The organism is Puia sp. P3 (assembly GCF_050632245.1).
In the GTDB taxonomy this organism is placed as follows: Bacteria; Bacteroidota; Bacteroidia; order Chitinophagales; family Chitinophagaceae; genus Puia.
The window spans coordinates 4,083,114-4,101,454 of sequence record NZ_CP192583.1 but is presented as its reverse complement, the minus strand read 5'-3'; the positions used below and the strand labels follow the sequence as shown (position 1 = coordinate 4,101,454).

21 protein-coding genes and 3 pseudogenes are annotated in these 18,341 nt (G+C 55.2%); 2 read left to right on the top strand and 22 right to left on the bottom strand.

What is annotated here, in order from left to right:
- Positions 1-9 precede the first annotated feature (9 nt).
- From ACQ86N_RS25435 to ACQ86N_RS25375, 13 genes and pseudogenes are all read right to left on the bottom strand, one after another.
- Complete coding sequence (locus ACQ86N_RS25435; protein ID WP_431209499.1) at positions 10-831, bottom strand: universal stress protein; 822 nt, start codon at positions 829-831, stop codon at positions 10-12.
- A gap of 10 nt (positions 832-841) precedes the next feature.
- The gene (locus ACQ86N_RS25430) at positions 842-1,591 is read right to left on the bottom strand and encodes a hypothetical protein (RefSeq protein WP_431209498.1); all 750 of its coding nucleotides are present in this window, start codon (positions 1,589-1,591) and stop codon (positions 842-844) included.
- A 30-nt stretch (positions 1,592-1,621) separates the two neighbouring features.
- Positions 1,622-1,852 (bottom strand): BON domain-containing protein, encoded by a 231-nt coding sequence (locus tag ACQ86N_RS25425; protein WP_431209497.1) that lies wholly within the window; start codon positions 1,850-1,852, stop codon positions 1,622-1,624.
- A 48-nt stretch (positions 1,853-1,900) separates the two neighbouring features.
- A pseudogene (locus ACQ86N_RS25420) lies at positions 1,901-2,748 on the bottom strand (1-phosphofructokinase family hexose kinase).
- A gap of 222 nt (positions 2,749-2,970) precedes the next feature.
- Entirely contained in the window at positions 2,971-3,255 is a 285-nt protein-coding gene (locus ACQ86N_RS25415; RefSeq protein WP_431209496.1) for a hypothetical protein, read from the bottom strand.
- A gap of 78 nt (positions 3,256-3,333) precedes the next feature.
- Positions 3,334-3,951 (bottom strand): hypothetical protein, encoded by a 618-nt coding sequence (locus ACQ86N_RS25410; protein WP_431209495.1) that lies wholly within the window; start codon positions 3,949-3,951, stop codon positions 3,334-3,336.
- Positions 3,952-3,971: 20 nt separating this feature from the next.
- The gene (locus ACQ86N_RS25405) at positions 3,972-4,919 is read right to left on the bottom strand and encodes a hypothetical protein (RefSeq protein ID WP_431209494.1); all 948 of its coding nucleotides are present in this window, start codon (positions 4,917-4,919) and stop codon (positions 3,972-3,974) included.
- A 44-nt stretch (positions 4,920-4,963) separates the two neighbouring features.
- Positions 4,964-5,305: a hypothetical protein gene (locus ACQ86N_RS25400; protein ID WP_431209493.1), complete on the bottom strand. Its 342-nt coding sequence runs from the start codon at positions 5,303-5,305 to the stop codon at positions 4,964-4,966.
- Between the two features lie 36 nt (positions 5,306-5,341).
- On the bottom strand, positions 5,342-5,941 hold the full coding sequence (locus ACQ86N_RS25395) for a YceI family protein (RefSeq protein ID WP_431209492.1): 600 nt from the start codon (positions 5,939-5,941) through the stop codon (positions 5,342-5,344).
- 11 nt (positions 5,942-5,952) lie between these two features.
- Positions 5,953-7,290, bottom strand: coding sequence for an SGNH/GDSL hydrolase family protein (locus ACQ86N_RS25390; protein ID WP_431209491.1), 1,338 nt, complete (start codon positions 7,288-7,290; stop codon positions 5,953-5,955).
- Positions 7,291-7,329: 39 nt separating this feature from the next.
- Positions 7,330-7,656, bottom strand: a complete 327-nt coding sequence (locus ACQ86N_RS25385; protein WP_431209490.1) for a hypothetical protein — start codon at positions 7,654-7,656, stop codon at positions 7,330-7,332.
- The gene (locus tag ACQ86N_RS25380; protein ID WP_431209489.1) at positions 7,545-8,318 is read right to left on the bottom strand and encodes an MlaD family protein; all 774 of its coding nucleotides are present in this window, start codon (positions 8,316-8,318) and stop codon (positions 7,545-7,547) included. The genes ACQ86N_RS25385 and ACQ86N_RS25380 overlap by 112 nt, the downstream gene beginning before the upstream one ends.
- Before the next feature lie 10 nt (positions 8,319-8,328).
- On the bottom strand, positions 8,329-8,955 hold the full coding sequence (locus ACQ86N_RS25375) for an ABC transporter ATP-binding protein (RefSeq protein WP_431217591.1): 627 nt from the start codon (positions 8,953-8,955) through the stop codon (positions 8,329-8,331).
- Here ACQ86N_RS25375 and ACQ86N_RS25370 point away from each other — a divergent pair.
- Positions 8,906-9,097 carry a hypothetical protein gene (locus ACQ86N_RS25370; protein WP_431209488.1) on the top strand — a complete coding sequence of 64 codons (192 nt, stop codon included), beginning with the start codon at positions 8,906-8,908 and terminating at the stop codon, positions 9,095-9,097. The genes ACQ86N_RS25375 and ACQ86N_RS25370 overlap by 50 nt on opposite strands.
- A 32-nt stretch (positions 9,098-9,129) precedes the next feature.
- Here ACQ86N_RS25370 and ACQ86N_RS25365 read toward each other — a convergent pair whose 3' ends face one another.
- From ACQ86N_RS25365 to ACQ86N_RS25330, 8 genes and pseudogenes are all read right to left on the bottom strand, one after another.
- Positions 9,130-9,903, bottom strand: a complete 774-nt coding sequence (locus ACQ86N_RS25365; RefSeq protein WP_431209487.1) for an MlaE family ABC transporter permease — start codon at positions 9,901-9,903, stop codon at positions 9,130-9,132.
- Positions 9,900-11,083, bottom strand: a pseudogene (locus ACQ86N_RS25360) (putative PEP-binding protein). Before ACQ86N_RS25360 ends, ACQ86N_RS25365 begins: the two are co-directional and overlap by 4 nt.
- A gap of 160 nt (positions 11,084-11,243) precedes the next feature.
- On the bottom strand, positions 11,244-11,627 hold the full coding sequence (locus ACQ86N_RS25355) for a PEP/pyruvate-binding domain-containing protein (protein WP_431209486.1): 384 nt from the start codon (positions 11,625-11,627) through the stop codon (positions 11,244-11,246).
- Positions 11,560-12,081 carry a PEP/pyruvate-binding domain-containing protein gene (locus ACQ86N_RS25350; protein WP_431209485.1) on the bottom strand — a complete coding sequence of 174 codons (522 nt, stop codon included), beginning with the start codon at positions 12,079-12,081 and terminating at the stop codon, positions 11,560-11,562. The genes ACQ86N_RS25355 and ACQ86N_RS25350 overlap by 68 nt, the downstream gene beginning before the upstream one ends.
- 34 nt (positions 12,082-12,115) lie before the next feature.
- Positions 12,116-12,208, bottom strand: a pseudogene (locus ACQ86N_RS25345) (hypothetical protein); the annotation flags it as partial.
- 188 nt (positions 12,209-12,396) lie between these two features.
- Positions 12,397-12,930 carry a TolB family protein gene (locus ACQ86N_RS25340; protein WP_431209484.1) on the bottom strand — a complete coding sequence of 178 codons (534 nt, stop codon included), beginning with the start codon at positions 12,928-12,930 and terminating at the stop codon, positions 12,397-12,399.
- Between the two features lie 497 nt (positions 12,931-13,427).
- Positions 13,428-14,333 (bottom strand): sensor histidine kinase, encoded by a 906-nt coding sequence (locus ACQ86N_RS25335; protein WP_431209483.1) that lies wholly within the window; start codon positions 14,331-14,333, stop codon positions 13,428-13,430.
- Positions 14,334-14,439: 106 nt separating this feature from the next.
- Positions 14,440-15,645, bottom strand: coding sequence for a tetratricopeptide repeat protein (locus ACQ86N_RS25330; RefSeq protein WP_431209482.1), 1,206 nt, complete (start codon positions 15,643-15,645; stop codon positions 14,440-14,442).
- Between the two features lie 103 nt (positions 15,646-15,748).
- On the opposite strand from ACQ86N_RS25330, the gene ACQ86N_RS25325 reads away from it, so the two are divergent.
- Entirely contained in the window at positions 15,749-16,969 is a 1,221-nt protein-coding gene (locus tag ACQ86N_RS25325; protein ID WP_431209481.1) for a polysaccharide lyase 6 family protein, read from the top strand.
- Here the strand turns inward: ACQ86N_RS25325 and ACQ86N_RS25320 are convergent.
- Complete coding sequence (locus tag ACQ86N_RS25320; RefSeq protein ID WP_431209480.1) at positions 16,956-18,260, bottom strand: amino acid permease; 1,305 nt, start codon at positions 18,258-18,260, stop codon at positions 16,956-16,958. The genes ACQ86N_RS25325 and ACQ86N_RS25320 overlap by 14 nt on opposite strands.
- Positions 18,261-18,341 lie beyond the last annotated feature (81 nt).

The window sequence follows — 18,341 nt, the reverse complement described above, 5'->3', positions numbered from 1 at the left end:
TGCAGTGGTTTATTTCTTTCTGTTAAGGCTGAGTATGGGGACGATCTTTGAGAGGATATTCTTAGAATGGGATTTGCGGGTGTCGAACCAGCCGTGTTTTTTGGGCAGGATGAGGAGCAGGTCCGCATTGTGTGACTCGAGGTATTCGGCGATCCCCATTGCGACGTTGGGTTGTTTTATGAATGTGATGGCGGGATTGAGTGTTCCGGGAAAGTTCTTCCAGGACTGAAATTCTGCCGAAAGCCGGTCGGTTAGGGCCTCGTCATTGACGAGTACGTGTAGTGCCACGTACCGGGGTGAGAATGCCTGGTTGATCGTTTCCAGTAAGGGTTTTGCGTTTACGATGCCATTGTGGATGTCTTCATTGTCGCAGGCGATGAGGATATTGCGGATGCTGTGGAAGCTGGCATTTTTCGGGACTATCAGCAACGGCCAGTGGAGGTGGCGGATCCTGTTGATCGTGGGGGAGCCTTCGAGGACTTTGCCGGCCAGGATTTCGGACGAGCCGCAGACGATGACAAAAGGTGCAATAGGCTTGCAGAAATCCGATAGCCGTCTTTGTATGTCTCCGGTTTCGAGGTCGGTGGCGATGCGGACGAGCCCGTGGCAGCGGCGGTTGAGTTCTTCGGAAAGTTGTTGCAGGGATTCGAGGCAGCTATTGATAAGTTCTTCGTGGATGCCCGCGGACAGCTCATTACACGAGGCAGGGGACATTTCGAGGACGTTGACCAGGTGGACATCCATTCCCAGCGCCAGCGCCATGTCGGTGGCGTAGCGGGCCGCATTTGCGGCGCTGGAGGTGAAGTTGACGGGAACGACTATCGATCTCATGATAGGGCTATTAAGGATGAGCAATAAATACGGGAAGCCTGTGGTCGTGAATGACCTCTTCGGCGAAGCTGGGGGTTGTTGCATAGGAGAAGGGGGATCTGCCGTAGGAGCCGGATATCAGCATGACGTGTTGCCGCTCGCCGATCCATGTGGCGAAGTATTCCGCTGCTTTGAAATGCAGTTTGCTGAATCCCATACAACTGAAATGAAGTCTTGAATAGCGCCGGAGGTGATCCAGTTCGGGGATGCCGTTTGTCGTTTCTTCATTGACGTAGACTACTTCAGTAGGAAGGTCGGTCAGGTGGGGGAAAAGGTAGCTAAACTGCTTCATCGCGAAGAGGCTTTCCTTTGTGCCGTCGTAGGCGATGAAGAGGTGGTTGGAAGGGGAGAAGTCTTCAGGGATAACCAGTACCGGGGATTCCGTATAGTGCATGGCTTCGCTGAGAAAGGTATTTGGCTGCTGCTGCAGGAGGCCGGCGTAAAATAACTGGCTGCTGAGCAGGACGAGGTCGGAGAAGCGGCTTTCTTTTGCAAAGATATTTTTATTCCATGGGCCTTCGTGGTCAAGAATGTTGTGGAGAATATGGTGGTGGGTGCACTGTTCGGAGAATCTGGTCCTGCCTTCCGCGGTATCTTCGTTGTCGTGGCTGAAGAACAGTCCCGTTGCGCTGACGGGCTCTTCGTGCTGAAGTGTTTTCAGGAAATTGAACGCGCCTTGCGGGAAGCTATTGCCGGAACAGACCACGAGTATTTGTTTCATGCTAATTGGGTTTGAATTGGTGTGTAAAGATCATTTCGGCGTCTGGTGGATACATAGGCAATTGACGATGCCCTGGACGCCGGTAAGATTCCTGACGTTGTTTTCGATGTTTTTCCGCTCGGGGTTCGTGCCGACGGTACCTTCGATCGTCACGATACCGTGGTCGACCCTGATCTTTATCCGGTGGCTTTCGGTATCGGCGATCTGGGCAAGCATCCTTGCAGCGGCGATAGATATGTCGGTGTCGGTTGGTGTTCGCATGGTTGCTGGTGTTTTGTGTAAAACTAGGACCGGCTGGTCGTGAGAACACTAACCTTTGTCATTGGCTGCGATGAGATTTGTCAGCGATGTCGATGGATGGGACGGCCGGAGCTTCATGAGCAGTTCGACGTCTTCTTTGCTGCAGAGGGAGGTGCCGGGATGCAGGGTTGCGGCGGCGCCGCAGATGCAGCCAAAGTCTACTGCTTGTTCGAGGGTTTTACCATCGTGTAACGCCAGCACGATGCCAGCCACCATACTATCGCCAGCGCCGACGGTACCCTGGACGTTGACGGGCGGCGCGGTCAGTTGCCGGATGCTGTCTTTTGTCACCAGGAGGGCGCCTGCGGGACCCATAGAGACGACGACTACTTCGCAGCGTCCTTTGGCGATCAGGTCTTTGGCGAGGTCTTTTATCAGTCGTTCGTCTTCACTCTTTTTGGCGATCGTCAATAGTTCGTGAATGCTGGGTTTGATAAGGTATACCGGGCTTTTAATGGCGTCTTTCAGTGTTTCGCCGGGAACGTCGACGACAAGTCTGCTGTGTTTTTTTCTGCGATGGCGGATAGTTTTGCGAAGATGTCGGTTGTTAAGCCTGGGGCGAGACTGCCGCTGACGATGAGGTATTCGAGGTTCGGTTGGTCTTCGATGATGGAGAGTATGTTTGCTATATCATTTTTTTCGAGTGTTGGCCCCGGCATATTCAGCTGGTACTGGAGGCCGGTCGCGTTGTCGGTGACGATGGTATTCCGGCGGGTTTCGCCGGAGATGGGTATTGTTACCGACCTGACGCCTTCGGACGCAAGCATTTTTTTTAGCTGTATACCGGTGGCGCCGCCGGCTGGAAAGAGGGCGATGGTATCGCCTCCCAGTCTGGTGATGGCTCTGGCTACGTTGATGCCGCCTCCGCCGGGGTCGAACCGGGGATCGGAACACCTGAGCTTGCAATGAGGTCTCGAGGGCGGGCACCGAGGTATAGATATCGATGCAGGGATTGAATGTGACGGTAAGGATGGCAGGCATGGGGATTTATTTAGAGAAGTTCGGATGCGATGTCATTGGCGTGGTCATTTTGTTGTTTGAGTGTCCAGTCTCTGCTCATGGTGGTGCCGAGCCATGAGTTACCGCTTTTCCGGTAGACCTGGGCGGAGGTTCCGAAGATCCTGGTGAGCGCTAATTCCAGGTCGGTGACCGTGAAGCTGGTCGGAGAGGCCGATGTCTTTTTCCAAAAGGGTTTTTGCGCTGTCGCGGGTATGTTCGTCGGTGTCCAGGGTCAGGCTATCGATAATAGTTGCCGGCCTGCGGCTGGTCTTTGCAAATTCTATTCTTAAAAAGGGGTAGATACGGCTAAATTCTTCCTGCACCTTTTGGATCAGCTGCTGGTGGATCTCATGGTTAACTTTCATAATGTATGCTCCCATGGCAAAATTATTGTGTGTTGATACGGGGGGCATGACGCCCGACAGGCAAGGTTATGATCTTCGTCATCTCAGATCTGGCGCAGGCATAGGATGAACTGGACGTCGAGGGATTGGTCGACGCGGATGAGTCCGCCCATTTTCTGAGGGGGCTGGAGGCCGAAGTCCGAAAAACAGAGGCGTCGGCTGCCGGTGGAGTTGTATGGTTTCGGCGTCTTCGCGGGCCGAAGTATACTCCATTTCGAATTGGCGGCTGATGCCGGCCAGCTCAATGGTCACCTGTCCGGTAAGGGTTTCGGGTTTTTGGCCGAAGGCGGGCATTTTTTCGAGGTTGAGGAAGGTGATCTTCAGCTGAGGATATTGTCTGTATTGCAGTGTCTTTTTGAACTCGCCGGTCATAATGCGGTTGCGGCAGTCGAAGTCCTGGATATTGATGCGCAGGACTCCAAAAAGAGGGACGCCGGTTGTCTTGTTGCGGCATCCCTCGTTGAGAAAAGTAATGGTATCCGGTTCGCTGTACTGTGCTATGCCGCAGGAGAACCGGCTGACATTGGTATGTCCGTTGATGCTGAGGGTGCTGGCTTTTTGGACTATCCAGGTGATCCTGGCCGGCGCGGTTGCCGGGTGGGCGGAGAGCAGAAAGCCGGAGGATAGCATTAATATCAGCGCGTTTATGCTGGACATAGCACGGGTATTTAATTTGATCAGAAGCCCACTGTCGCAGCGATCACGTAGCCGTAGAATTTACCGGAGTTGCGATAGTCTGCGGTGGGGAAGTCGAGATAGCTTTGGGTGACCCATTCGCCTTTCAGCAGCACGTTGCGGGTGAGGAACCAGCCTGCGGCCGCAGCGAAGCGGTTGATGGTAACGGGTTGGCTGATGCCTTTCAATTCGGCTGTAACGCCGTTGTAGCGGGCTCCCAGGAATAGATTTTCATTGTGTCCGAAGCGGTATACGCCGTCGACGGCATACTGGTTGAACTGTCGGTCGGCTGTTTCGGTGCTGCTGCGGCCCTGGGCGTGTTCGAAGGTTCCGAACAGTTCGAATCCGGCTATTTTGGCGAAGCCGTTGAGCATAAGGGCGTCGACCTTATACCCGAAGCCGGGGTTGAGGCGGCCCGAGAATCCATCTCCTTCGTATGCGCTTGTTCCGCTGGCGGGTACTACGTACGGTTTTTCCATGACCATCCAGTAGCTGGAACCGGCGCGGTCCCCGAAGAACAGGTCGTTGCTGGGTGAACTGTTGATGTGGTAGACCGAAGCCGATGCGCGGAGGCGTACCAGTTGGGAGACCTGTCGGTCGATGCCGATCTTTCCGTACAGGGCTGGGTTCTTGCGAATATTCCCGTTCTGGGTAGTCTGGGCGACGGAGTCGATGCTGGCTTTAAGCATCCCATTGGTGACGCCGACCATTCCAAATACGCCTTTGTTCTGGACGTATACTTCTCCGCCGATCTCGGTCGCGAAGGCGTCGACGATATAGTTCTCGATAAAGGGGTTGTAGAAGGCGTGTCCGCCGTCGGTTCTGCGGAAGTGCTGGTCACCGTAGTTGATCTCCATCTGGCCGACCCTGATCGTAGTGTATTTCATAATGTCCTGCCAGATCTGTCCTTTGAATGGCAGCTTGTCGAATTGGAGGTAGCCGCCTCTCACCCGAGGTCTCGTTGTGGTGGCGGGTAGACAGGTAAAGGCTCAGGTTAAGGTGTATACCGTCGGCCAGGAGGAAGTCGGTATAGAGGTTGGCCATGGCCCTGGTTGAAGCCTGGAGATAATTTATAAAGGCCGTTATTGGACCCGGATTTGCCCATATAGTTCTGGTCTTTGAGGCCCTGGAATTCCTGCGTGAACCCGGCGCCGATGCGGATCTTAGCACCGTCGAAGGCGGCCGTGTCTTTCTTTGTTTCGAAGGAGTTAATGCCGGACTGGTCGTATGGCCGGAGATTCGGGATTCTGCCCTGCAAAGTCTGGGCGTGCACGGCGATAGGCGCGAAACCCGTCAGAAGCAATGAATAAGCGATGTTTTGGATGATACGTTTCATAAAATGTAAATTGAAAGGTTGTTAGTGTTATTTAGTTTAGGATCTTTTCAATAGCATGGTGAAAGTGATGACGACGTCGCTGCCGGTCTTGATCGTGCCGAGCATGAAGGTTGGCGGCACGATGCTGAATTCGGGCATGCTGATCTTTCTGGTTCCTGTGACGGTGATCGTATTGTCTGAATTGGGTTTGCAGGTGGCTACGATCTCTTCTTCTTTTGTCGTGCCGGCGATGCTGAGGTTGCCGGTGCATTTAACCGTGGTTTGGCCGTTGTTAGCAGGGGCGACGGTTGCTGACGTCAGGGTATAACTGATCGTCGGGTTCTTGTCCGTCTTGAGCGCCTTATAGGCGTTGTTGTCCATGCCGGTGTGATCGCTTTTCAGGCCGATGGCGGGTGTGGAGAAGGTCATCGTCTGGACTCCGGTGACGCTACCTGATGGGTTGAGCAGGAACAAGGCATTACAGTCTGCCTTGACGGACTTCATTGTCCAGTCGTGAAGGGTGGATGTGCCGCTGACGACGAGGTCGACCGAGCTACCGGTATAGTGTACCTGAGCTGATGAAATTAAGGACAATAGTTGGTATGACAGCAGGAGGAGAAATGTTTTCCCTGCTGCCAGATTGAGTCTGGCTTTCATGGTGAAAAATTTTATTGAGAAGCTAAAATCTTATTGACCATGTAAAAGTAGACCGGGATGAATAGCCGAAATATGACTATTATCAGGGCGTGAGGTGATTTTATTGTTTTTGGATTGCCCGGACCTGTGTCTCTCCCTGGTCGGAAACGAGTTGTACAAAATACTGACCGCCGGACAGTCCGGCCAGGTTCAGGGGGATCGAGCTGCGGGGACGAAGTGACGGTGAGGGATTGCTGTATGAAATGCCTGCCCCCGGCATCGATTATACGCAGTTGTAAGCGGGTAGTCTTCTCCGACATGATCTCGATATTCCGGGTCGATGCCGTGGCCTGGTAAAGTCGTCCGATCGTCCAGTTGCCGGGGCTATTGGTGACCGCGACGATCGCCGAGTATTGATCCGCGAGGCCATTTTCCGAGACTTTGATCCGGTAATAGCTCTTTCCTGCAAGGGGTGTCTGGTCGGTCCAGGAATAGTTCTGAGCCACTCCGCTGCCGGTCGCCGGTATCTGCACCTGGTCTTCAAAAGACGTTCCGTCTGCGCTGCGCTGGATGACAAATTCGGGGTCGCCTGTCTGGTCCATTCCCGTCCAGTTCAGCACGATTTTTTGCTGCTGCCTGACGGCTGTAAACCCGATAAGGGTGATGGGGAGGGGGATTGTGAGTACAACATTAGAGTCTCTTGCGACCCCGAAAAGCACGCGATGACCCGCGTTGTTGACGTGGGTGCCATCGTAGTTATAGACGGGATTGATGTTCAGCGAATCGGCGGCGACGATACCGTTGTAGAAGTTCAGTGCCTGATGGCCGAACCGGTCGAGGATCATATTTCTCTCGCTTTTGAGCAGCTGTTTTTGGTCGGTGGTGAAGGAGGTTCTGGGTTGGGTTGTCGTTATGAAGCAGATCTTGCCTGCATTGACAACGGTGTTGTAGATGGTTTGGAGATTGGAAAGCGTTTGCGCAGGGGAATAGCCGGAACCTACGTCATTGGTAGGATAGTTGACCGTAACGATATCCGCGTGGTAGACCTGTAAAGCGGCGGTTACATTGAATTGCGTGGCAACGGTGGTCCCGTCGGGTCTTACTGTCCCGGTGGGCATTCCGTCGTAGGTGGTTGTGCCGCTGCGGCCGAGGTTGATCAGGGTATCGATAAGGCCCAGATCTTTGTAGTATCGTTTGAGGATGCTGGTCCAGCAACTGTCTGGTGGGTCATTGGGGTTGATTGGATTGGGGTTGGGCGTAGCGCCTTGTCCGGCGGTAGTGGAGGAGCCGATGGCGACGATGATCTTGTGCTGGGCTGTCGCCGTGGTCGCCAGGCATGACCAGCATAGCAGCACGAGTAACTGACGCATAACGAGTTGTTTTTGGGTTAGACAATAAAAAGGGGCGGATCAATAGGCCATTTTTTTCTTTTGCTGCTTCTCGAGCTTTCGGAAATATCCCCGGAAGAGGAAATTGTGTTTCAGGGCTTCCATGTCCTGGCTGAAGGCGTCGGTACCTTTTTGGATATTGCCGAGGCTGGTGTTGACGCGGTTGAGCAGGGCTGTGTCTTTGAGCAGGGCGGTTACGGTGCCGCTGCCGTTGGTTACCGTTTCGTGAACGTCTTTTATGGTTGCGTTGAGGCCTTCGGCGGCCGTGCCGGCCTGTGCGCCGGCTTTCCGGAGGTTTTCGAGGGTGATGTTGAGTTTGTTGGAGAAGGCGGTGTCGGCGAGCAGCATTCCAGCGGCGCCTTTTCCTTTTTCACGTCGCTGATGAGGTCCTGCAGGTCGCCGGTGAGGCGGTCGGCGTTGGCGCTGGCCTGACGTATGTGGGAGAGTGCGGAGCGGGTATTGGCGGGCAGGCTGCTGTCGTCGAGCAGGCGCCATAAGGCGGAGCTGCTATTGATCCTCCGGATGGTCTGTTTGAGTCCTTCGGAGATGGTTGCGATGTTCTCGTTGGTTTTCGACAGTGTTTGGAGCATGTCGTCGGTATTGACGACGCGGTGGGTATTCAGCATGGTGCCGTCTTCGGCGACGGGGGCGTTGCCTTTGCCGGGGGTGATATTGATGATCTTGTTGCCGATGAGGCCTTCCGTGCCGATAGCGGCCGACGCATTTGTGCGGATGAATGGCTGCAGGTCGTTGTTGATCAGCATGAGGACCTCGATAGTGGTGTCGTCGATGATCCGGATCGATTTTACCGTGCCTGCCTGGATGCCCGAGAACCGTATATTGTTGCCTTTCATGAGGCCGTTCACTTCGCTAAACCGGGCTTTCAGGCGGTAACTGGAGCCGAACATGTTCTGGTTCTTTCCGATAATGTAGAGGGTTAGTATAAAAAGGAAGAGACCTGACAGTACCAGGAGGCCGAGTTTTGTATTGCTGTTGGTTTGGGTTGCCATAACTGGTCATTTATTCGAAAAATTGTTTTATCTGAGGGTCGGAGGAGTTTCTTAGCGTTTCATAGGTATCTACTGCGTAGCATTTGCCGTTGATTAGAACGGCGACTCTGTCGGAAGTTCTTTTTACGCAGTGCATGTCGTGCGAGATGATGATGGAGGCGGAGTGGTATTTGCGCTGGATATCGACGATCAGGGCGCTGATCTCGCGTCCTGTAACGGGGTCGAGGCCGGTGGTGGGTTCGTCATACAGGATGATGCCAGGTTTCAGGATGAGTGTTCTGGCGAGGGCGATGCGTTTGCGCATACCGCCGGAGAGCTCTTCCGGCATCATGTCGACGGCGTGGGCGAGACCCACGTTGTTGAGCACTTCCATAACGAGATCGTCCATTTCCGTCTGGGACATTTCGATCCAGTGTCTGCGCAGTGGGAATTCCAGGTTGGCGCGGACCGTCATGGAGTCATAAAGGGCGTTGCTTTGAAAGAGAAATCCGACTTTGGCGCGAATCCTGTCCAGCTCGTCGTGGTCCAGGTCGGGGATGTTCTTTCCAAGCACTATTATTTTTCCGCTGTCCGGTCTGAGGAGTCCTATGATGCATTTGATCAGTACGGATTTGCCTACTCCGGATTTTCCGAGGATGACTACGTTCTCTTCCCTGGCGACGGTAAGGTTGAAATCATTGAGTACGATATTGTCGCCGAATCGTTTGGAGACGTGTTCGATCCTGATGACGGGATCGGAGGAGGGGGCGGGGTTTCCGGTGCCGGCGGGTGTTGTGTGAGGGTCTCGTATAGTTGGTTGTGCAGCATGGTGTTAGTTGAGGCCGAGCAGGTCGGTGATCTGAACGACGATCAGGTCGATGATGAAGATGAGGATGGAGGCCATTACTACGGCCGAATTAGCCGCTCTGCCGACGCCTTCGGTGCCCTTGCTGGAATTGTAGCCTTTGTAGCTGCCGATGACGCCGACTGCGAACCCGAAGAAAAATGTTTTGATGAACGCCGGGATGACGTCGCCGAAACTGAAGTTGTCGATAATCTGGCGAAAGAAGAGGTCGATGCTGGTTGTGGAACGGATGTTGACGCCAATAAATGCACCAAACAGGGAGATACCGTCTCCGAGGATGACGAGGACCGGCAGCATGAGGGTCGAGGCGGTGACCCGGGTTACGACCAGGTATTTAAAGGGGTTGGTGCCGCTGACCTCCATGGCGTCGATCTGTTCGGTAACCTTCATGGAACCGAGTTCGGCGCCCATGCTGCTGGCGATCTTTCCTGCGAAGATCAGGGCGGTGATCACCGGACCGACCTCGCGGACGATGGCGATGCCTACCATGACGGGCAGCTGGGATTCGACGCCGTACTGGACGAGGGAGGGGCGGAGCTGCATGGTCAGGACGAGGCCCATGATAAAGCCGGTGAGGCCGACGAGGGGAAAGGAGTTAACGCCGATGTAGTAGCACTGGCGGATGAGTTCTTTTACTTCAAATCTTGGCCTTCCTCCCTGTATGAAATACCGGGAGGTAAAACGGGCGAGGTCTCCTGTTTCTGTCAGGAATTGCCGCATTTTTATCGACTGCTGGTTCATGATGACTGGATCGCCGGCCTCCTTTCTGCCTTATTGATGTTGTCGATGCCTTTCAGGAGGGCGTCTTCGTTGAAGGAGATGCTGTCGATACCTTGTTCGACCAGGAAGCAGGCGAATTCCGGATAGTCGCTGGGCGCCTGGCCGCAGAGGCCGATATGAATGCCGGAGGCTTTTGCAGCGGCGATCATGTATGCGATCATTTTTTTGCCGCTTTATTTTGTTCGCTGAAGAGCGGGGCGACGAGAGAGGAGTCGCGGTCGATGCCCAGGGTCAGCTGGGTCAGGTCGTTGGAGCCTATGGAAAAGCCGTCGAAGAGTGCAGCGAACTCGTCGGCCAGCAGGACGTTGCTGGGTATTTCGGCCATAACATATACTTCCAGGCCGTTGACGTGCTGGGAGAGTCCGTTGGTTTTCATTTCGTCGAGCACTTTTTGGCCTTCTTCGACGGTTCTGCAGAAAGGGATCATGACCTTGACGTTGGTGAGGCCCATATCGTTTCTGACTTTTCGGATGGCTTCGCATTCCAGCCGGAATCCGTCTTTATAGAGCTCATGGTAGTAGCGGGATGCTCCGCGGAAGCCCAGCATCGGGTTTTCCTCTTTCGGTTCGAAGGCCTTGCCGCCGATGAGGTGTGCGTATTCGTTGGTCTTGAAGTCGCTGGTCCGGAGGATGACGTCTTTGGGGTAAAACGCGGCGGCGATAGTTGCGATGCCTTCTGCGAGCCGGTCTACGAAGAAGCGGGTCTTGTCTGTATAACAGTCCGTAAGTTGTCGAATTTCATTTCGGGTGCTTTCGTCTTTCAGTGTGTCGAACATGACGAGCGCCATTGGGTGGATCCGGACGTGGTGGGTGATGATGAACTCCATGCGCAGCAGGCCGACGCCGGCGTTGGGGTAGAAGGACAGTTCGAAGGCTTTGGCGGGGTCCGCCGTGATGAGCATTGGCCGGGTGTGGCCGGGCAGCTGGATCTGGCCGAGGTCGATGTTCTTTTCTTTCCATTCGGCTTTACCCCTGTATACAAATCCTGTCTTCCCTTCGCAGCAGGAGACGGTGATGGGTTGGCCGTCTTTGATATTGGTGGTAGCTGAGCCTGCGCCGACGATGGCTGGGACGCCGAGTTCTCTTGCGACGATGGAGGCGTGACTGGTGCGTCCTCCCTTGTTGGTGACGATGGCGGCCACTTTTTCAGCAGCGGGTCCCAGTCCGGGCTGGTTATATCGGTGACGATGATGTCAGTTTCCTGGAGATCGCCGGCGTTCTGCGGGCTGTCGAAGACCCTTGCCCTGCCGGAAACGATCCGTTCGCCTACGGCCTGACCGGTAGCGAGGCATTCGCCTTTGGTTACGATTGAGTATTCTTTGGCGACGAGGGGTTTTTTCGCGACTGGACGGTTTCTGGCCGGGCCTGAACGATATATAGCTTTTCTGTCGGTCCGTCTTTGGCCCATTCGATATCCATTGGCCGGTTGTAGTGTTCTTCTATCGCAAGTGCCCACTGAGCGAGGAGGATGAGTTCATTGTCGGTGAGGATAAAGGCCCTGCGTTTATCGGCGGGTGTGTCCTGGTTGATCGTGCCGCCGGCGGTGTAAACCATGGTCTTTTCTTTTTCGCCGAGTCGTTTTTGGAGAATGGGGTATTTGCCTTGTTTTAAAGTGGGTTTAAAGACGAGAAACTCGTCGGGAGTGGATTGTCCCCTGGACGATATTCTCGCCAAGTCCCCATACACCGGAGAGGTGGATGACGTTGCGGAAGCCGGATTCCGGTTCGAGCGTAAAGCCGACGCCGGAGCAGGCGAGGTCGGCGCGCACCATGATCTGGATGCCGGCTGAAAGGGCTACGTTTTTGTGCGGGAAACCGTTGTCTTCCCGGTATTTTATGGCCCTGTCTGTGTATAGTGAAGCGAAGCAGCGGTGTACGGCGTTCAGGACTTCTTTTTCGCCGGATATGTTGAGATAAGACTCGTGCTGGCCGGCGAAGCTGGCGTCGGGCAGGTCTTCGGCTGTGGCGCTGCTGCGCACGGCGACGCTGGTTGTGTAGGTAGTGGGATTTGTGGTTGCGGCGAGTTGCCGGTAGGCTATGAGGATGCCTGCTTTCAGGTCTTCGGGCAGGGAGGATTGCAGGATCAGGGTTCGGGCACTGGAGGCCGACGTCTGACAGGTTGGAAAAATCCTTGCGATCAAGGGTTGCCATGATCGATTCGAGCCGGCCGGCAATGTCGTTTGTTTTCAGGAATTGGCGGAAGGCGCCTGCCGTGGTGGCGAAGCCGTCGGGCACGCGAATGCCTTTTTCCGACAGCTGAGTAAACATTTCACCCAAGGAGGCGTTCTTTCCGCCGACCACGGGGATATCTGTTATGCGGATGTCCCTGAACGACTTGATATATTGGTCCATGGGAGTTCTGATTTCCCGGCAAGGTATCGGGTCGTCGGAACTCCCTGTATGAGGTTGGTCAATTCCGTTTATGACAAGGGTCAGGCGATGGCGACCGGTGCCTGTCAGGAAGCGGGGTTAGGGATGTGGAGTGGAACCATGAAGATGTTGCCTTTGCCGTTGAAGATGCCGTTCATCTCTTTCAGTAGGCCATCGTAGTCGAGAGGAAGAGATTTGGGGTCCCTTTTGTAGTAGCCTGCGATCCGGTTGGAGGTGAAGTAGAGCGTTTTGCCGTCGGGGGCGACGGTGGGGTCGTAGATCGAGCTGCCGTCGTTGTTGTGGAGGTGGAGCGGCTGGCCTTTTGTCCAGGTGTTGTCGTGTCTGTAGCTGATGAAGAGGTCGTTGCCGCCGACGAAGATGATATAGCTTTCGTCCGGGGAAATATAGGGGTCGCTGACCTCTTCGTCGCCGTTGAGCAGCAGCGGTTGTGGCTGGCCGTAGTGATCGCCCAGGGGTCTGACGTAGAAGCTTCTGGCTTTGCCTTGCTGGTCTCTGCGGGGGAATAGAAGAACAGGTCGCCCGAACGGCTGACGGTGGGGGCAAAGTTGCCGATGCCGTCGAGGTTGAAGGAATCTTTTATGTACTGAGGTTCGGACCATTGGTCGTTGATCCCATGGTTGCTATACCAGATATGGGGTTGGCGTTGGAATTTGTTGTTGCCTGTTGTGTCGAGGGGCCGGTTGGAGACGAAAAAGATCCTGTTACCATCGGGGGAAAGGAAGGGATCCCAGTCTCCCCAGTGGCCGGAGAAGGAGATGATATGGGGTTTTGACCAGGTGTTGCCGGACCTTTTGGAATAGCAGATCTCCATGGAGATGGTGCCACTGGGCGAAGTAGACGGTGTTGCCGTCGGGTGAGAAGGTGGCGGCGACCTCTTCGAAGGGGAGGAGACTACGCCGGGGGCGAAGATCTGGGGTTTGGAGGAGGTGTCGACGGGGGATTGGGCGAGGGTTGTTAGGGGGAGCGTGAGGACAAGGAGGAATATTAGGATGCGCATGGGGGTGGTATTGTGGTTTTTTGCCAAAATACGGGAAACGGATGGGCGTGGCCGCGGGATTTCAACGGATTGTCGGGTTGGTTCAATGGATGGGCGTCATTATGCGGCAGGGAACACGACGGTTATTCGCGTGCCGGCGTCGTTCTCGAAACGGATATCGCCTTCGAGGTCGCCGGTGAGGCCGCGCATCAGGCTGAGGCCGAGAGATTTTGAGGGGCGGGCGATGTCGACGGCGGGCATTCCGATGCCGTCGTCGGAGATGATGGCGGATATGGATTCGCCTGCGCGCCGGAGTTCGAGCATGATCTTTCCGGTGCGTTTGTTGGGGAAGGCGTATTTGAAGGCGTTGGTGATGGCTTCGTTGATGATGAGGCTGAGGGGGATGGCCTGTGACAGCTTGAGCCGGATGTCGTCTATCGACAGCTGGAGGCGGATATTCGCGGGAGAGCCGAAGCTTTCCGAAAGATAAGATGTGAGCTCCCTGAGGTAGACGGGTGAATCGATGTCTCCGATGTTGTCTGTCTGATAGAGCCGCTGGTGGATCAGGGACATGGCGTATATACGGTGTTCACTGGCTTCTATGGCTGCCAGTGCGTCTTTTTCGAGGAATCTGGCCCGGGACCGCAGGAGACCCATGACGGTGTGGAGGTTGTTCTTGACGCGGTGGTGGACTTCTTTAAGCAGCCATTCTTTTTCTTTCAGTAGGTTTTGCAGGAGTTCGTTCTTTTGCGTGGTCAGGATATTGTATTTTTTCCTCAGGTTGCTCTGTCTGTAGAGGAGGGTGGCTATGATCAGCAGCAGCAGGATGCCGCCGATCGTCACGTTCCCGGCGAGGTTGGCCTGTTTCAGTCTGGATTCCTCGAGCATGGCTTTCTGGTTGAGGAGGCTGATCTCGTTCTCCTTCTTTTCTGTCTCGAACTCTATCTCCAGCTGGGCGATCTGTCTGGTCTTGGCTTCGTCGAGGATGGAGTCCTTCGCTATGTTCTCGTTCATGAGGTCGGCCATGGCTTCCTCGTATTTCTTATCTGACGAGTCGAGGGAAAATCTTAACCTGTAGTTATGGGCTATGCCCGAGAAGCTCTTTAGCGAGGTGACGAGGTCTTTGTCTTTGTTAAGGTAGTAGAGGGCTTTTTCGTGGTCGGCGGTCTCGATGTAGAATTTGGCGATCGAGCTGGTAGTATAGCGTCAGGGTATAGAGATTGATATTGGGATTGCTGGCCTGTCTGATCAGGTAGTCGCAGTAGACGCGGGCCTTGTCGTACTGCCCCATGGCCATATAGATCTTTAGCCAGGTGTGGCTGATGCCGTAGTCTCCGCCTTCGTATCTCATATAGGCGGGTTGTGGGATTTGGCGGGAGATATCCCGAAAAAATCGGGCGGCTTTTTCGGGATCGTTCATGCCGAGATATGCGTCGACGACGTTGGCCGCGAGCAGGTAGACTGTCGAAGTGTCTTTTTCCTGCTGGGCGATCTTCAGGGCATCCTGGAAGTATTGCAGGGCTTTGTCGGCGTCGTTGAGCTTCAGGTAGGTGTATCCGATGTTGTTGTTGATCTGGCATATCAGGCTGACGTTGTCCTGGCTGCTGTTGGTCGCGATCCTTAGTGCGTGCAGCTCGTTCTGGAGCGCGTGCTGGTAGTCACCTTCCTCGTAGTAGATTCGTCCGAGCAGCGCTACGGCTCCCTGCTTGTCGGCATATTCGGCCTGGTCGTAGTATTTCAGGGCGGTCCTGACCTCGGAAAACGCGCTTCGGTTGTCGTTGAGCAGTTGGTGGAGGTCCGCAAGGAATCTGTAGCAGCGGGCGAGGTCGACGAGGCGGTCAGTTTTTTCGTATGCCGCGATTGCCAGCTGCAGGTATTTGATTCGCGTGAGCATTGTCTCGTGGTGGAAGTCCCCGCTATAGAATTCGGACATCTCGTAGTAGGCTTTTCCGAGCAGCGTCTTGTTGGGGGAGTTTTTGAGCAACTCAATGGCCGTGGCGAGCGCGTTCTTTCCGTCCGGAGCGTTGTGTTGGGCCTTGTACAGGCTGGACTGAACGATCAGGCGCTGTTCGTTGAAGAAAGGAAATGGGGATTTCCTGTTGAGCTGTGCGGCTTCTCGCAGGTAGTCGCTCGCCCCGGCGAGTGTTTCTGCCGTGGCAGTTCGCTGGTGGGTGTTGAATGCCGCCAACTGGAGTAGTGCACTGATGCGGTCTTTTACCGGGATTGCCCTGGTTATTTCATGGAGCAGTGAGTCTGCGTCTTTTTGAGTAATATCCTGGGCTGTCCCGGATATTGCCAGGAGGACTATGACGGCGGTTAGTTGTATGGCGGAACGCATTTGCCTGATTCTTATGCTAAAACTATCGATTTTTCGCTAAAATAGTTGATGATCCGGATAATTGGAGTGATCGGACTTTGGGGTGATGGTTTTATTTTAGGGGATGAAAAATCTTTTATTCTTTTTGTTTTTTGGAGTTTTGGCGGGCCGGGCGCAGACGGTGTCGTCGCTTTCTGCGTTGCAGGCCGCCATCGACAAGGCCGCGCCTGGAGCGGTTGTTATTCTGGCCGATGGCGTGTATACGGCTGGTGCCGCTATCACGGTAAGCCGGCAGGGGACGGCGGCCCAGCCCATTGTGATCCGGGCCCAGACTATCGGTGGGGTGGAGATGAAAGGTGAGGCGGGGTTCAGCATTCTTAGCCCAGCGTCTTATATTGTCATCCAGGGATTCAAATTCACGCATCGTGCGTCGCGGGCTGTCATGGCGGCGGGAACGAGTCATTGCCGGTGGACGCATAATCTTTTTCAGACGCCGGGGAATGGTGAGGACCTGCTTTTGAACGGTAGCGATCACGAGGTGGACTATAATAGTTTTGAGCACAAGGATGCGATGGGTCGATTTATTGCGGTTCGCGGCGAGGGGAGGCAGATCGCGCAGCGCCTGCATATCCACCATAACTACTTTTTTGACCAGAAGCCGCAGAAGGGCAATGGGGCGGAGACGCTGCAGTTCGGTCTTAGCGGCTTCAGTCTCTCAAATAGCAACAGTATCGTGGAGTATAATGTGTTCGAGGAGTGTGCGGGGGAGAACGAGCTGATCTCGGTGAAGGCGTCGCAGCTGACGATACGGTATAATACGATCAGGAATTGTCCGGCACAGCTGACTTTGCGGCATGGGAACAGGAGCAGCGTCTACGGCAATTATTTTACCCATACGCCGGGGCTGCGGATCTTCGGGGATGACCATATTATTTTCAGCAATTATTTCGAGAACTGTGATCCCGCGATCATGGTTGGGAACGGGGATGGGGAAGTGGCGGATGGCGCGCAGCTGACGGCGCATGACAGGCCGGATCGGGTGGTGATAGCCTGTAATACGCTGGTGAATAATGTTTCGAATATCGTGCAGATGGGGCGTGTGAATGGCCTTGGTGCGACCTCTGTCAAGATCGCTAACAATATCATCGAGGGCGGGGGGCCGGCGGCTCGTATCGCGGGGCCTTTTACGGGAGGGGTTTGGTCGGGGAATATAATTTTTGCTACCGGTGGCGCCGGGGATATGCCGTCGGGAGGATATGAGAATGTCGATCCGCGGGTGGGGCTTGGTGTTGTGCCGCATGCGCTTGCGGCTGGTGAGGTTGGGTGGGGTGTTACGGTTTTGTAGATTCGCGGCGGGTCCAGACGTAGAGGGGGACGGCGGCCATGAGAAGGATGAACCCGTGGAAGACGGCGGTTGGGCCGGCGCCGATGATCTCCCAGAGGGTGTAGGAGAAGGCGAGGAGGCCGAGGATGGCGACGGTGGGTTTGGCCTTTTTTGGCAGGGAGGTTTGGAGGATCACGTAGGCTGCGGTGGTGAAGAGGTAGGGGACGAGCATGGCGAAGACGGAGAGGAGGAGAAGGAAGCGGAACTGTTCGACGAGGGCGCTGGTGTAGTTCATGCCGATGAGGATGGAGACGATGGTGCTGTTGACGAGGAGTCCGATGTAGGGGACGCCGCGGCTATTGGTGCGGGTGAACAGACGGGGGAAGAGGCCGTCGCGGGCGATGGCGTAGGGCATCTGGCTCTGGACCAGGGTCCAGCCGTTGAGTGCGCCGAAAGCGGCGATGGCGATGCCGGCGCTAACCCAGTAGCGGGAGCCGCGGCCGAAGATGGTGGAGGCGGCGTCGGCGAATGGGGTAGGAGAATGTTGTAATTGGGCGGAGGGGATAAGGCCCATCACGGTGATACTGCTCAGGATGTATACGGCGGTTGCGATCAGCAGTCCCAGCAGGGTGGCGCGGGGGATGGTGCGGGCGGGGTCGGCGACGCTGCCGGAGGGGACGGTGGCGGATTCGATACCGACAAAGGAGAACATCGTCATCGCTGCGGTGGTGGTGATGGCGCCGAGGGTCGTATCGTGGGTGCCGTTGAAGGGGTGAAAGTTATTTGCGTGGATGAAAAATAACCCGGCGACCGAGATGATGGCAAGAGGAAGTAGTTTGAGGATCGTCGTGATCAGTTGCAGCTTTCCGGAGAGCGCGACGCCGCGGGTATTGATGGCGGTCAGCAGCCACACGGTACCCAGACCTGTAGCCGCGGCTGCGGTGGGATTGGCTGACAGGGCGGGAATGAAGGTGCTCATAGCGCTGACGAATGAAATAGTAATCGCGGCATTGGCGCAGGATGTGGCCAGATAGTATCCCCAGCCCGCGAGGAAGGCGGGGAATTCTCCGAGGCCGTGGCGGGTATAGGCATAGGGGCCGCCGGTGGCGTTTGGCAGTAGTTTGCTGAGGTTGCTGAAGACCTTTGCCAGCAGGAATGAGCCGATGGCGGAGAAGAGCCAGCCGAGGAGGCTGACGCTACCGAAGGCGGCCAGGGCCGCGGGCATCAGGAAAACGCCTGCGCCGATCATATTTCCTACGACGAGCGAGGTGGCGGTCCAGAGACCGAGCTTTTTGGTTTCGGGTGCTGTCATGGTTTGGGGTTTTCTTTTGGGTAGTTTTCCATCCGGAGAGGTCCGAAGATAGCAAAAAACCCCCGGTATACCGGGGCCTGC